Genomic DNA, 13,300 nt, shown 5'->3' with positions numbered 1-13,300 from the left:
CAGTGGATCGGCAGCATCACTCCGGTCGGCTCGCCGCCCTGGAGGTCCAGATGGGCACGCATGCCCTCGGCCGGGGTCATGTGGATGTCCGGCCAGTATTCGCTGTAGGCACCGATCTGGATCATGGTGGCGTCGAAGGGGCCGTGCTCGGCGCCGATCTCCTTGAAACCGGGGAAGTAGCCGGTGTCCCCGCTGTGGTACACGCGGTGTCCGGAGGGACCCTGGACGGCCCAGGACGCCCAGAGCGTGTGCTGCTGGTTGCGCAGGCCGCGGCCGCAGAAGTGGCGTGCCGGGGTGGCGGTCAGCCGCAGCCCGGCGACCTCCGTGGACTCGGTCCAGTCCAGCTCGCGCAGACGGGTGTCGGAGACGCCCCACCGCTCCAGATGGGCGCCGACGCCGAGCGGCACCACGAAAACGGTGTCCGTGGCGGCCAGCTCCCGGATCGTGGGCAGATCGAGGTGGTCGTAGTGGTCATGGGAGATCACGACGACGTCGACCGGGCCGAGCGAGGCGAGCGGCAGCGGGACCGGGTGCAGCCGCTTGGGCCCGGCGAAGGCGAAGGGCGAGCAGCGCGAGCCCCACACCGGGTCGAAGAGCACCCGCCGGCCGTCGATCTCGGCGAGGACGCTCGAATGGCCCATCCAGGTGAGTCGCAGCCCGGAGACCGGCGGCTTGGCCAGGTCGCTGAGCGTGGTGGGGTGCAGGGGGACGGGCGCGGCAGGGGCGCGGAGCCTGCGCGCCTCCTTCTGGAAGTAGATCTTGGCGAACTCCAGGGTGGAGCCTGACGGCCTCGTCCTGGCCCCGACCGGGTTCTGGAACACCCCGTCGGCGAAGTTCGGCGAGCGGCGGATCCGCTCCATGCGCTCCCCGGCAGGGTCGGCCCCGAAGGCGGCAGGTCGCAACGACCGCAGCGTCGAGCGCAGCGAATGCGGGGAAGCAGCGCCGGTCACAGGGCCTCCTGAAGGTTCGAGGTCTTCCATTATGGGCGTCGGTCACGACAGTGCGGGAACGGAGAAGTGACGCGCGTTGTTCCCGGAGACCCCGGAAATCGGGCCCACGAGCCCGGTTTGGATGCCGCGTCTTCGGCGCGGGAGGTCACGTCCGTGCGGTGGCATGTCACATCGGCGCCGCGCGATCCGTCGTACGGGTGTCAGGACGAAACGCGACACCCGAGGAGCCCGTCATGGCCCGTATTTCGCTCACCCCGCCCCGCAGCCTCTTCTACCGCGTGACGGAGTGGTACTCGAAGCACGCCTACCAGGCGGTCCTCGACCCCGTGAAGGCTCTCGGCCACAACACGCGCGTCCTGCGCGCGGACCTCCGCTTCGAGCAGGCCGTAGCCAAATGGAACGCCCTGGACCCGGGCCTCAAGGCACTGGCCGAGATGGCCACGGCCGCGTCGATCGGCTGCAGCTGGTGCATGGACTTCGGGTACTGGGCGAGCCGGCGGGAGGGGATCGACGCGCGCAAGCTGGAGGACGTGCCGGTGTGGCGTGACAGTGACGCGTACACGCCGCTCGAGCGTGATGTCATGGAGTACGCCGAGGCGATGACCGCGAACCCGCCGCAGGTCACGGACGATCTGGCCGAGCGGCTGCTCGGGGCGCTCGGCGAGGCCGCGTACGTCGAGCTGACCGCGATGGTCGCGGTGGAGAATCTGCGCTCGCGGATCAATTCGGCGCTCGGGCTCACCAGCCAGGGGTTCAAGGACCACTGCGAGGTGCCGCAGCGGCCCTCCGCGGCACCGGCCGGACCGGCCGACGGCAACTGAGCAGGCGTCGGCGTCGCCGGCGCTGCGCGACCCTGCCGGGTGGCACCACGCGACGGTGCAGCGTACGCCGCGTCCGCAGCTCTACGGCTCTACGGCTCTACGGCTCTACGGCTCTACGGCTCGGACAGAGCGATACGGCTCTACGGAGCGATCCACAACACGGCAGGGATCCGCGGTGCCGCGGCCGTCGGCGTCGTCCGGAGCGTCTGCAGGCGTCCGGCGCGGTCCCGTGCCCTCCGCGTTGACACAGCCGCACCCGCCTCCGGATACTGACCGACGGTTCAGTTCGTCGTCGTGTCTGGAGGCACCGTGTCCGCCCTGGAGGCCCCCTCTCCGGCCCGTCCCCTGATCTCGCTCACCTGGACGGACCACGTCACCGGCCGTCAAGGCCATCTCGTCGTCGACCGCCTGGTCCGCGGGGTGTCCAGCGGTGGGCTGCGGATGCGTGCCGGCTGCACGCTCGACGAGGTGACCGGGCTGGCCCGGGGCATGACCATGAAGGAGGCCCTCCACTACAACGCCGACGACCCGACGGCGCGGTACGTCCCGCTCGGCGGCGCGAAGGGCGGCATCGACTGCGATCCGCGGGACCCGGAGGCGTACGGCGTCCTCGTGCGCTATCTGCGCACCATGCGTCCGTACATCGAGAGCGTCTGGACCACCGGCGAGGACCTCGGCCTCACCCAGGACCTCGTCGACAAGGCGGCGGCCGAGGCGGGGCTCGTCTCGTCGGTGCAGGCCGTCTATCCGCTGCTCGACGACGAGGCGGCGGCACGGGAGCGGCTCGCCGACGCGTTCGCCGTCGAGGTCGACGGCATCGGCCTCGACGAGCTGGTCGGCGGCTGCGGTGTCGCCGAGTCGGTGCTCACCGCGCTCGACCGGGCAGGCACGAGCCGCGCGGGCGTGCGGGTCTCCGTCCAGGGCCTCGGCACGATGGGCGGGGCGACGGCGCGCTTCCTGTCCCGGGCCGGCCTGCGGATCGTCGCCGTGGCCGACATCAAGGGAACGATCGCCAATCCCGACGGCCTGGACGTGGAGGGGCTGCTCGCGGCGCGCGACGCGTACGGGACGGTGGACCGTGCGGCGCTGCGTCCCGGCGACGCCGAGCTGCCCGCGGACGCGTGGCTGTCCGCCGAGGCGGAGGTGCTGGTGCCGGCTGCCGTCTCGTACGCCGTCGACACCGCCAACCAGGCACGGATCACGGCGCGTTGGATCGTCGAGGCGGCCAACATGCCGGTCCTGCCCGAGGCGGAGGAGCTGCTCGCGGAGCGCGGGATCACCGTACTGCCGGACGTCGTCGTGAACTCCGGTACCAACGCATGGTGGTGGTGGACGCTCTTCGGGGACATCGGTGCCGACGCGGACGAGGCGTTCGCGCACACGCGCCGCTCCATGCGCGCCCTGGTCGACCGGATGCTGGCACGCGCCGAGGCCGACGGTACGACGCCGCGCGCCGCCGCGCACGCGATCGTCGCCGACCGGCTGCCGGTGATCGCGGAGCGTTTCGGTTGGTACAGGTGAGCGACTCGCGTGTGTAGGGTGACCGGGTGACGAGAGTCCGGTTGAGCGTGGCGGAGCGGCAGGAGGAACTGCTGCGGGCCGCCGTCGAGCAGATCGAGGCCCGGGGCGTCGCCGCCGTGCGGATCGCCGATGTCGCCTCCGCCCTCGGGGTGAGCAACGCCCTGGTGCTGTACCACTTCTCGACCAAGGAGAGGCTCGTCGCCGCGGCCTTCGCCTACGCCGCCGAGGGCGACCTGGCCCGTCTGCGCAAGATCCTCGGCCGCCGGACGTCCGCGGTGCGCCGGCTCCGTGCCGCCGTCCGCTGGTACGCCCCGACGGGTCAGGCGAAGGGCTGGCGCCTGTGGATCGAGGGCTGGGCGGCCTCGCTTCGCGAACCGGCGCTGCGCGAGGTGGCCCGCGATCTCGACCGACAGTGGAAGGCGGAGCTGGCCGCCGTCATCGCGGAGGGCGCGGCGGCCGGTGAGTTCCGCTGTGCCGATCCGGCGTCGGCGGCCTGGCGGCTGACGGCCCTGCTGGACGGCCTCGCGGTGCAGATGACGTCGTACGCGGGGTCGCTCAGCCGCGCCGGCATGCTGGAGTGGACGGACGAGGCCCTCGCCCGTGAACTGGGGCTCGACCGCGTGACGCCGGCCCGGCAGAGCGCGTAGCGCATCGAAGGCTCGTGGGAGGGGAAGTGGTGTCGGCGCAGGGCACGGAACAGCCGGAGCATGACGTCGTGGTGATCGGTGGCAGCGGGGTCGACACCGTCGTCCGCGTCGGCTCACTGCCGGTCCCTCTCGCGGACTCGGTCGGGGTTCCCCCGATCACGGAGTGGCCCGGGCACACGGGAGGAAACGTGGCCCTCGGCTGCCGTGCCCTCGGACTCGGCGTCAAGTTCCTGGACTTCATCGGGGACGACGGGCCGGGCCGGCAGGTCCGCGAGCGGCTCGCCGCGGGCGACGTGGACTTCGCGCCCCTGATCTCCCCGGCAGGTACACGACGTGCGGTGAACCTGGTCGACGAGACGGGCCGCAGGATGTCCTTCTACGACGCCCGTGACTCCGCCGATCTGCGCATGCCGAGCGACTTCTACCTGCCCCACCTGCGGCGGGCCCGCCATGTCCATCTGTCGATCATGGACTTCGCCCGTCATCTCTACGACGACATCGCCGAGCTCGGCGTCCCCGTCTCGACCGACCTCCACGACTGGGACGGAGTGGACGATTACCACAGGGAGTTCGCGCTCCGCTCCGACGTGGTCTTCCTCAGCGCGGCGAACGCCGGGGCGCGGATCGCGGCGGTGATGCGGGAGATCCTGCGCGAGGGGCGGGCGGAGGCCGTGGTCGCGACGGCCGGTGCGGGCGGATCGTACCTGATGACCCGCGACGGCGGCCGCACGCCACGTCCGGTCCCGGCGGTGGCGCCGCCCGCGCCGGTGGTGGACTCCAACGGCGCCGGTGACGCGTACGTGTGCGGCTTCCTCTACGGGCGGCTGGCCGGCCGCTCCGCGGAGGACTGCGCCCGGCTGGGCGCAGTGGCCGGGGCCTACGCCTGTACGGGCCGGGGTGGCAGCTCGGCGCTGATCGGCCCCTCGGACCTGGCGGCGGCTCAGGTCTGACGCAGCGGTTCGTAAACCGACGCGTCGAGACCGAACGTCCAGGCGACCCCCTCCTTCGCGGTGCGGGTGCGGGGCGGCACGCGGAGCCAGTACGTCCGGTGCGTGCCGTCCGGCTCCGGTGTGGAGTTGACGACCTCGACCATGACGACGTCCTCGTCGTCGGCGAGCGCGATGCGCCACAGCACACCGGTCTCGTCGCGGTGCACGGGCTGGGCGCCCGACTCGGACAGATAGCGGTCGTAGCCGTAGAACTCGAGCATGACGCGGCGCAGTTCGGCGTTCTCCTCGGTCCGTATCCGCTCGGCGGTCAGCGAGGACAGTCCGGTGATGAACTCGGCGGGCACGGGCATCCCGCGCCAGGCGTGGAGCGCGAAGCCGTCGGGGAACGCGAGCGCGGGGCCGTCGCCACGGTCGAGCCGCCCGGCCTCGTCGCGGTGCAGCTCGACGGGCCGCTCGCAGATCACCACGGCCTTCTCGAACGGCCACCACCAGCCTGCGTGTTCGGCGACCCTGGCGAGCCCTTCGAGCCGATCGCTGCGGCCGTCGAAGGCGGCGAGCCAGGCGGCGTCGTGCTGTCCGAGCACCGCGTCGAGCAGGACGAGCCGCACGGCACGACGCACGGCTGCCGCTTCCTCGGTGTCCTCACGGGCGGTCGACGTGTCTGCCGCGGCGGTCGACGTGTCCTCACGGGAGGTTGACGCGTCTCCCCCGGCCGTCGAGGCGTCTGCCACGGCCGGCGTCGCGGCATCGGCGGCGAGAGCGTCGGCGACCCCTGTGCGTATCCGCTCGGCCAGCGCCCTGGTGCCCTCCCAGAGCAGGGCGCCGGTCCTCCCCCAGTGCTCGGTCCAGCCCGCCGGGCCCAGTTCGTCGTGCAACCTGCGTCGCTCGTCGGCCCAGGGGACGGTCCTCACCTCGTCCCGCACCGAAGGCCCCGCGTCCTCCAGGGTGCGCACCGCCGCCACGGCCGACCTGGGCGAACCCGCCCAGACGAACCGCTCGGGTGCCTCGAGTCCGGCCAGGCGGTAGGCGAGGCGGACCCCCTCCTCCGCTGCTGCCCGGTCCGCCGGGCCCGTCGCCGCCGCCACGGCCCGCCACTTGTCCACGTACTGCATCTGTGCCCCGTCCCCTGATTCCACTGCCTGCCTGCTGACCCACTGTCCTGCTGCCCTGTCGTCCCGGAGTCCCGTCGCCGGCTGTTCGGGCCGGCGCCATCGGGCTCAGTCGGCCACGATGCGCACCGCGCCGGGGATGTACTCCCGCTGGCGCACCACCCGGTACCAGCCTTTGGGCAGCGCGATCGGCGCGTGCTCCTCGTGCACCAGCCGCCCGCCCTCCGGGAGATGCAGCAACATCGGCCCGAACGCACCCGGTTCGCGGACGAGCCTGCCGGGCGCCGCCAGTGCGTGCGCGTGGCCGGTGACTTCGCCGAGGGCGAGCACCAGCCGTCCCCGCCCGTCCCTCGCCTCCCCGGGCGCGTCGGCGGCGTGTGCCGGGACGGCGTCCTCGGCGACGGGCACGATCAGTACGTCTCCCTGCCGGTACATGGCTCTCCCCTCCAGGGCCGGCACCGAGTGCGCCGACTTGGTGCCGAAGTTAGAGGCAGGGTCTGACAATGGGCCTTCGTTCGATCCCGTCCGGCCCGGTCCGTGCTGACGGTCCCTGTCCGGACCGGCCTTTCACCGGCCCCGCGGCGGGCGTTGTCGGAGCGGCTTGGTAGAACTGCTCGCACACATCACCCGATCAACCCCATCAGGTGTCTGGAGCAGCCGTCATGACCATCTCGGGCCATCTGCAGGAGCTGTACGGCCTGCCCGCGTTCGATTTCCCCGACGCCGATGCCGGGGCCGACCGGCTGCCCGACCCGGCCTCCGTCGCCTGGCGGATCGGCGTCGACTCGTACGAGAGCGACGAGGCCTGGGAGGAGGCCTTCGCCCGCTTCGTCGCGGCCGTCGAAACGACGCAGGTGCGGGCGCTGATCGTCGGCGCGTGGAGCGATGCGTACAACAACGGTCCCGACGAGGTCATGGCTGCCCTGCTGAAGGCGAAGGCGCAGCTGCCGGCGCTGCGCGGCCTGTTCCTGGGTGACATCACCTTCGAGGAGTGCGAGATCTCCTGGATCAACCAGTCCGACGTGACCCCTCTGCTGGCGGGGTTCCCCGAACTGGAGGAGTTCGGCGTCCGCGGCGGCTCGGGCCTCGCCTTCCCGGCCGTGGAGCACGCGAATCTGCGCACCCTGCTGGTCGAGACCGGCGGTCTGCCGGTCGAGGTGGTGCGCGGCGTCGCGGCGAGCGAGCTGCCCGCGCTGGAGCGCCTCGACCTCTGGCTGGGAGTCTCCGAGTACGGGGGCGATGCCGAACTCGCCGACCTGGAGCCGTTCCTCGCCGGGATCCGGCTTCCTCGGCTGCGGCATCTCGCGCTGCGCAACAGCGAGATCCAGGACGAGATCGCCGCGGCTCTGGCCGGCGCCCCGGTCGTGGCCCGGCTGGAGACGCTGGACCTGTCGATGGGCACGCTCGGCGACGAGGGTGCGGCGGCGCTGCTCGAAGGGCAGCCGCTGACCCACCTCAAGAAGCTCGATCTGCACCACCACTTCATCGGCGAGCCGCTGGGCGAGCGCATACGCCAGGCCCTGGAGCCGGCCGGAGTCGTGGTCGATCTCGACGACGTCCAGGAGCCGTGGGACGGCGAGGGCGGCCGTTTCACCGCGGTGGCGGAGTGACACCGCCGCCCACGGCGCTGCGTTTCGCCGTCGTCGGCAACCCCGAGAACCGGCGTGTCGCGTTCTTCCAGGAGGCCGTACGCGCGGCGGCGCTGCCCGACGCGCGCGTGGTTCCGTGGCTGGACGTGCTGCAGGGCCGAGCGCGTTTCCTGCCGGGCGAGTTGGTCCGTATCGACTCGCCCGGTGAGAACGCCGAAGTGGACGCGCTGCTGCGCGGGGCCGGCCCCACGGCCAGGGTCGAGGGCACCGGCCTCTGGTACGCGCGGTTCACCGAGGCCGTGCGGGACGTGGCCGCCGCCGTCCGTGCCGCGGGCGCGACGCTCCTGGACGATCCGGACGACCTCGCCGTGCTGTTCGACAAGCGGCTGTGTCACGAGCGGCTCGCGTCCGCGGGCGTGGCCGTGCCGCCGTCGCCGACATCGGGGGCCGCGGCTCCTGCCGTGCGCGGCTGGGACGACGTCCGGGCGTACCTGGCCGAGCCGGGCTTCCGGCGCGCGTTCGTGAAGCCGGCCCATGGTTCGTCGGCCTCCGGTGTGCTCGCGGTCGAGGCGGGGGCGGACGGGCGGTTCCGGGCGGCGACCTCGGTCGAGCGGGCCCCGGACGGCCGGTTGTTCAACTCGCTCCGGCTGCGGCGCTACACCTCGGAGTCCGAGATCGGCGCGATCGTGGACGCCCTCGCGCCGGACGGTCTGCACATCGAGCGCTGGCTCCCGAAGGCGGTTCAGCACGGCAGGGCCACCGATCTGCGGGTCGTGGTCGTCGCGGGCCGTGCCAGCCATGTCGTCGTACGGACGAGCCGCTCCCCGCTCACCAATCTGCACATGGGTGGGGAGCGCAGCGATCTGGCCGGGGCCATGGCCGCGGTGCTGGCGGCGGGCCGCAGCTGGCGCGACGACGTGCTGGGCCTGTGCGAGCGGGCCGCCGCATGCTTCCCCGGGACCCTGTGCGTCGGCGTCGACCTGCTCCCCGCCACCCGTTGGCGCCGCTTCGCGGTGGGCGAGGTCAATGCGTTCGGCGATCTGTTGCCGCGCCTGACCGGACTGCCGGGCAGCGAGGCCGAGGGCCTGGACACCTATGCGGCGCAGGTCGCCGCTGCCCTACGCAAGCACGACGAGGAACGATCATGCGCCCGACCCCTCCCGACACGACGGCCACGCTCGGCACAGTCGATATGACCGTGCTGAGCGATACCGCCCAAGGGGCCACTGACGTCGGCATGTCCGCGGTCGTCGGCTCACACGATCTGCTCCTCGTCACCCTCGACACGCTCCGGTTCGATGTCGCGGCCGAGCTCGCGGCGGCCGGGCGGATCCCGAACCTGGCCCGTCATCTCCCGGGCGGCGTCTGGGAGCAGCGGCACGCGCCCGGCAGCTTCACCTATGCCTCGCATCAGGCGATGTTCGCCGGGTTCCTGCCGACGCCGGCTGCGCCCGGTCCTCATCCGCGGCTGTTCGCCGCGCGCTTCGCGGGCAGTGAGACCACCGCGCCGGGCACGTTCGTGTACGACACGCCGGACCTGGTCTCCGGGCTGGCGCAAGCCGGTTACCGGACGGTGTGCATCGGTGGGGTCGGCTTCTTCAACCGGCAGGGCCCGCTGGGCACGGTGCTGCCCGGGCTGTTCCAGGAGAGCCACTGGGAACCGGAGTTCGGCGTGGCCTCGCCGGTCTCCTTCGAGGCGCAAGTGGACCGGGCCGAGCGGATCGTCGCCGCCCTGCCGCACGACCGGCGGCTGTTCCTGTTCGTCAACGTGGCCGCCCTGCACCAGCCCAACTGGTTCCATCTGCCCGGCGCCACGCACGAGGCGGGCGACTCGCGTGAGACGCACGCGGCCGCGCTGGAGTACGTGGACCGGCACATCGGCCGGCTCTTCGCCGCGGCGAGCAGCAGGAGGCGCTGCTTCGCGATCGTCTGCTCCGACCACGGCACGGCGTACGGCGACGACGGGTACACCGGCCACCGGCTCGGCCATGAGGTCGTCTGGACCGTGCCGTACGCGCAGTTCTTCCTCCCCGGCCCGGACGCGGACGCGCGACCGGACGCCGGCCCGGGCACCGCACGGGCGGCGGGCGGTGCCCGATGAGCGGGATCCGCCCGTACCAGAGCTATGTGTACGCGTACCCCCACAAGACCGCGTACCGTCCGCTCCCCGGCCGGCCGGCGCTGCGCGAGCTGTGGGCCGCCGAGCCCAAGGACGCGCTCTCGCTCTATCTGCACATACCGTTCTGCGAGGTCCGCTGCGGCTTCTGCAATCTCTTCACCCGCATCGGAGCACCCGACGAGCTGACCACGCGCTACCTCGACGCGCTGGAGCGGCAGGCGGTGGCCGTCCGCGACGCACTCGGGGACACGGATCCGGTGCGGTTCGCCGCCGCGGCCTTCGGCGGTGGCACGCCCACCTTCCTCACGGCCGGGGAGCTGGAGCGGCTCTGCGACATCGCGGAGAAGCGGATGGGCGCGGATCTGCGTGCCGTGCCGCTGTCCGTCGAGACGTCCCCGGCCACCGCGACGGCCGACCGGCTCGAGGTGCTCGCCGACCGTGGCACGACCCGGGTGAGCATCGGTGTGCAGAGCTTCGTCGACGAGGAGGCGAAGGCCGCGGTGCGCCCCCAGCGGCGCGCCGATGTCGAGACCGCGCTGGCCAGGATCCGGGAGGCCGGGGTCCCCGTCCTCAACATCGACCTCATCTACGGCATCGACGGCCAGACCGGGACGACCTGGCGCCGCTCGCTCGACGCCGCGCTCGCCTGGCGGCCCGAGGAGCTGTACCTCTATCCGCTCTACGTCCGCCCGCTGACCGGCCTCGGCCGCCTCGCCGGCCCGGACGCCGACACGGCCTGGGACGCCCAGCGGCTCCGCCTGTACCGGCAGGGCCGTGATCACCTCCTGGCCCAGGGCTACGAACAGGTGTCGATGAGGATGTTCCGCCGCGCGGACGCGCCGCCGCAGGGCGCGGACGACCACGCCTGCCAGACCGACGGCATGATCGGCCTTGGCTGCGGGGCCCGCTCGTACACCTCCACGCTGCACTACTCCTTCGACTACGCCGTCGACATGCGCCGGATACGCACGATCATCGACGACTACACCCGGGCCGAGGACTTCACCCGCGCCGAGGTCGGCCGGCGGATGAACGGCGACGAGGCGCGCCGCCGCCATCTGCTCCAGTCGCTGCTGCAGGCGCGGGGGATGGTGATAGCGGAGTACCGGGCGCGGTTCGGCAGCCTCCCGTCCGACGACTTCCCCGTCGAGCTCGCCGCGTTCGCCGGTCGCGGCTGGCTGGAGGAGCCGGAGCCGAGGGACGGCGACGGCGACGGCGACGGGCTGCTGCGGCTGACACCGGAAGGGCTGGCGTACTCGGACGCGCTCGGTCCCGAGCTGTTCTCGCCCGCCGTACGGGCCGCGATGGCCGAGTACGAGCTCAGGTGACGGCGGGGTGGGCGACGCGTGGATCTGACGATTCTGTACCGGGGGCCGCTCGCCTCCTGCGACTACGACTGTCCGTACTGCCCGTTCGCCAAGCGCCGCGACAGCCGCGAGCAGCTGCGCGCGGACCGGGCGGCGCTGGACCGCTTCGCCGGCTGGGCGGCGGAGCGGACGGACGACCGGCTGTCGGTGCTGTTCACCCCGTGGGGCGAGGGACTGGTCCGCTCCTGGTACCGGCGCACCCTCGTCGGCCTGTCGCGCCTCCCGCACATCCGCAGGGTCGCCATCCAGACCAATCTGAGCTGCCGCACCGACTGGCTGGCGGAGGCCGACACGGACACGCTGGCGCTGTGGTGCACGTATCACCCGGGCCAGACGCCGTACGACCGCTTCCTCGGCAAATGCCGTGAACTGGCCGACCGGGGTGTCCGGTTCAGCGTCGGGATCGTCGGCTTCGAGGAGCATCTGGATCATGCCCGCCGGCTGCGGGCGGACCTACCGCCGCATGTCTATCTGTGGGTCAACGCGGCGGAGGGGCGTACGTACACCGACGGCGAGGCCGCGCGCTGGACGGTCCTCGACCCCCTCTTCCCGTACAGCCGTCATCCGCACCGCTCGGCCGGGCTGCCGTGCCGGACGGGCGAGTCGGTGATCTCGGTGGACGGGGACGGGACGGTGCGGCGCTGCCACTTCGTCCGGGCCGAGCTCGGCAATCTCTACGACGGCTCGTACCGGACGGCGTTGCGGCCCCGGCCGTGCCCGCTCGCCGTGTGCGACTGCCACATCGGGTACGTCCATCTGGAGTCGCTGCCGCTGTACGACGTGTTCGCGGGCGGGGTCCTGGAGCGGATCCCCGCCGCCGCGAACGGGGTGGTTCAGCACGATCTAGCGGGAACCCCGGCTCTTTAGAGCCGGGAGGAATCGCTTCTCTGGACTGCTCTGACCCGCGCGTGAGCACGGGTCTGCACTGTGGCCTTTACCCGCTCAGGCGGGGCGTTTTTGGTTCTCGATGTACTCCTTGATGACATTCAGGGGTGCTCCGCCGTAGGACGCGGCGAAGTAGGAGGGCGACCAGAAGTGCTTCCCCCACCGGTACTTGCGGATGTGGTCGGGGAACTCCAGGCGCAGAGGGCGGGCGGAGACGCCCTTGAGCGAGCCGACCAGCCGGGAGAGTGCGACCCCGGGCGGATAGTGCACGAGCAGGTCGACGTGATCACGCTCGCCGTTGAACTCACGCAGCTGTGCACCGAAGTCCTGGCACACGTCGCGCATGACCTCTTCGCAGCGTCGAAGGGTCTCGTCGGTGAACGGGCCACGCCGGTCAGCGTTGCGACCAAGTGCGCGTGCAGGGTGGCAGAGGGCGCTGCGGATATCGGGATTTGGCTCCCATCAAGGTGACATAGAGTGATGGTATGATCACGCCTGTGAAAATCGTCGTGCAGGTCAAGCTCATGCCGGATGCCATGCAGGCACCGGCACTTGAGCGCACCTTGCACGCGGTCAACGAGGCAGCGAACTGGGTGTCGGCCGTGGCGTTCGAGCATGGCGTGCCGCGCGAGTACGAGCTGCGCAAGCACACCTACGCCGAACTCAGGGCGCAGGGCCTTGGGTCGCAGGCCGCCCAGCACGTCATCAAGAAGGTCCGCGACGCCTACACCACCCTCAAGGCCAACATCAAGGCCGGGAACCTCGGCAAGCCGGGTTCCAAGCGCCGGACCAAGGCCGAGATGAAGCCGGTCACCTTCCGGCCCGAGGCTGCACAGCCGTATGACGACCGGTGCCTTTCCTGGCAGTGCGACGCGCAGACGGTGAGCATCTGGACGACCGCCGGGCGCATCAAAAACATCCGCTTCGCCTGCTCCCCGGACGCGCTCAAGACCCTCCAGCAGCACCGCAAGGGCGAATCCGACCTGATCCAGCGTGATGGCGCGTTCTACCTGATCGCCACCTGCGACGTGCCCGAGGCCGAGCCGTACGAGCCGGGCGGCTTCATCGGTGTGGATCTCGGCATCGTCAACATCGCCACCACGTCCACCGGCTACAAGGCGGCCGGGCGTGGCCTGAACCGGCACCGCAAGCGGCAGCTGGAACTTCGCCGCAAGCTCCAGGCCAAGGGCACCAAGTCTGCCAAGCGGCTGTTGAAGAAGCGCAACCGGCGCGAGACGCGCCATGCAGCCAACACCAACCACATCATTGCCAAGACGATCGTGACCGAGGCTGAACGCACCTCGGCCGGGATCTCCCTGGAAGAACTCAAGGGAATCCGGCA

At 71.7% G+C, this 13,300-nt stretch carries 13 protein-coding genes and 1 pseudogene; 10 read left to right on the top strand and 4 right to left on the bottom strand.

The genetic code is table 11. The annotated features are described in order from the left end of the window. The coding region (locus tag ACFV9O_RS37685) for an MBL fold metallo-hydrolase (protein ID WP_385426837.1) at positions 1–950 on the bottom strand (950 nt) is incomplete at its 3' end. Positions 951–1,183: 233 nt separating this feature from the next. On the opposite strand from ACFV9O_RS37685, the gene ACFV9O_RS37680 reads away from it, so the two are divergent. From ACFV9O_RS37680 to ACFV9O_RS37665, 4 genes are all read left to right on the top strand, one after another. Then, positions 1,184–1,771: a carboxymuconolactone decarboxylase family protein gene (locus ACFV9O_RS37680; protein WP_385426834.1), complete on the top strand. Its 588-nt coding sequence runs from the start codon at positions 1,184–1,186 to the stop codon at positions 1,769–1,771. A 318-nt stretch (positions 1,772–2,089) separates the two neighbouring features. Further along, on the top strand, positions 2,090–3,292 hold the full coding sequence (locus ACFV9O_RS37675) for a Glu/Leu/Phe/Val dehydrogenase dimerization domain-containing protein (RefSeq protein ID WP_385426846.1): 1,203 nt from the start codon (positions 2,090–2,092) through the stop codon (positions 3,290–3,292). A gap of 26 nt (positions 3,293–3,318) precedes the next feature. Next, complete coding sequence (locus ACFV9O_RS37670) at positions 3,319–3,939, top strand: TetR/AcrR family transcriptional regulator (protein WP_385426831.1); 621 nt, start codon at positions 3,319–3,321, stop codon at positions 3,937–3,939. A gap of 29 nt (positions 3,940–3,968) precedes the next feature. Beyond that, positions 3,969–4,889: a carbohydrate kinase family protein gene (locus ACFV9O_RS37665; RefSeq protein ID WP_385426843.1), complete on the top strand. Its 921-nt coding sequence runs from the start codon at positions 3,969–3,971 to the stop codon at positions 4,887–4,889. Here ACFV9O_RS37665 and ACFV9O_RS37660 read toward each other — a convergent pair. Then, positions 4,880–6,001 (bottom strand): DUF6745 domain-containing protein, encoded by a 1,122-nt coding sequence (locus ACFV9O_RS37660; protein ID WP_385426828.1) that lies wholly within the window; start codon positions 5,999–6,001, stop codon positions 4,880–4,882. The two genes, ACFV9O_RS37665 and ACFV9O_RS37660, sit on opposite strands and share 10 nt — an antisense overlap. Before the next feature lie 105 nt (positions 6,002–6,106). Next, positions 6,107–6,433 (bottom strand): hypothetical protein, encoded by a 327-nt coding sequence (locus tag ACFV9O_RS37655; protein ID WP_385426825.1) that lies wholly within the window; start codon positions 6,431–6,433, stop codon positions 6,107–6,109. A gap of 227 nt (positions 6,434–6,660) precedes the next feature. Here ACFV9O_RS37655 and ACFV9O_RS37650 point away from each other — a divergent pair, with 227 nt between their 5' ends. Genes ACFV9O_RS37650 through ACFV9O_RS37630 form a run of 5 tightly spaced genes read left to right on the top strand, consistent with a single transcriptional unit; the run spans position 6,661 to position 11,940 of the window. Next, positions 6,661–7,608, top strand: a complete 948-nt coding sequence (locus ACFV9O_RS37650; protein ID WP_385426822.1) for an STM4015 family protein — start codon at positions 6,661–6,663, stop codon at positions 7,606–7,608. Further along, positions 7,605–8,783, top strand: a complete 1,179-nt coding sequence (locus ACFV9O_RS37645) for an STM4014 family protein (protein WP_385426819.1) — start codon at positions 7,605–7,607, stop codon at positions 8,781–8,783. Before ACFV9O_RS37650 ends, ACFV9O_RS37645 begins: the two co-directional genes overlap by 4 nt. 41 nt (positions 8,784–8,824) lie before the next feature. Further along, the gene (locus tag ACFV9O_RS37640; RefSeq protein ID WP_385426840.1) at positions 8,825–9,688 is read left to right on the top strand and encodes an STM4013/SEN3800 family hydrolase; all 864 of its coding nucleotides are present in this window, start codon (positions 8,825–8,827) and stop codon (positions 9,686–9,688) included. Next, the gene (locus ACFV9O_RS37635) at positions 9,685–11,034 is read left to right on the top strand and encodes an STM4012 family radical SAM protein (RefSeq protein WP_385426817.1); all 1,350 of its coding nucleotides are present in this window, start codon (positions 9,685–9,687) and stop codon (positions 11,032–11,034) included. The genes ACFV9O_RS37640 and ACFV9O_RS37635 overlap by 4 nt, the downstream gene beginning before the upstream one ends. Before the next feature lie 18 nt (positions 11,035–11,052). Continuing rightward, entirely contained in the window at positions 11,053–11,940 is an 888-nt protein-coding gene (locus tag ACFV9O_RS37630; RefSeq protein WP_385426815.1) for an STM4011 family radical SAM protein, read from the top strand. A 75-nt stretch (positions 11,941–12,015) separates the two neighbouring features. Here ACFV9O_RS37630 and tnpA read toward each other — a convergent pair. Continuing rightward, a pseudogene (gene tnpA, locus ACFV9O_RS37625) lies at positions 12,016–12,410 on the bottom strand (IS200/IS605 family transposase). Between the two features lie 33 nt (positions 12,411–12,443). On the opposite strand from tnpA, the gene ACFV9O_RS37620 reads away from it, so the two are divergent. Further along, on the top strand, positions 12,444–13,300 hold an 857-nt coding region (locus tag ACFV9O_RS37620), incomplete at its 3' end, for an RNA-guided endonuclease TnpB family protein (RefSeq protein ID WP_385426812.1).

The organism is Streptomyces sp. NPDC059909 (genome assembly GCF_042730885.1).
In the GTDB taxonomy this organism is placed as follows: Bacteria; Actinomycetota; Actinomycetes; order Streptomycetales; family Streptomycetaceae; genus Streptomyces.
This window is presented reverse-complemented; position numbering and strand designations above follow the sequence as displayed.

Excerpts from the sequence above, each read along its gene's own strand:
- ACFV9O_RS37680 (WP_385426834.1), top strand. The coding sequence starts at position 1,184 with ATGGCCCGTATTTCGCTCACCCCGCCCCGCAGCCTCTTCTACCGCGTG.
- ACFV9O_RS37660 (WP_385426828.1), bottom strand. The coding sequence starts at position 6,001 with ATGCAGTACGTGGACAAGTGGCGGGCCGTGGCGGCGGCGACGGGCCCG.
- ACFV9O_RS37655 (WP_385426825.1), bottom strand. The coding sequence starts at position 6,433 with ATGTACCGGCAGGGAGACGTACTGATCGTGCCCGTCGCCGAGGACGCC.
- ACFV9O_RS37650 (WP_385426822.1), top strand. The coding sequence starts at position 6,661 with ATGACCATCTCGGGCCATCTGCAGGAGCTGTACGGCCTGCCCGCGTTC.
- ACFV9O_RS37640 (WP_385426840.1), top strand. The coding sequence starts at position 8,825 with ATGTCCGCGGTCGTCGGCTCACACGATCTGCTCCTCGTCACCCTCGAC.
- ACFV9O_RS37635 (WP_385426817.1), top strand. The coding sequence starts at position 9,685 with ATGAGCGGGATCCGCCCGTACCAGAGCTATGTGTACGCGTACCCCCAC.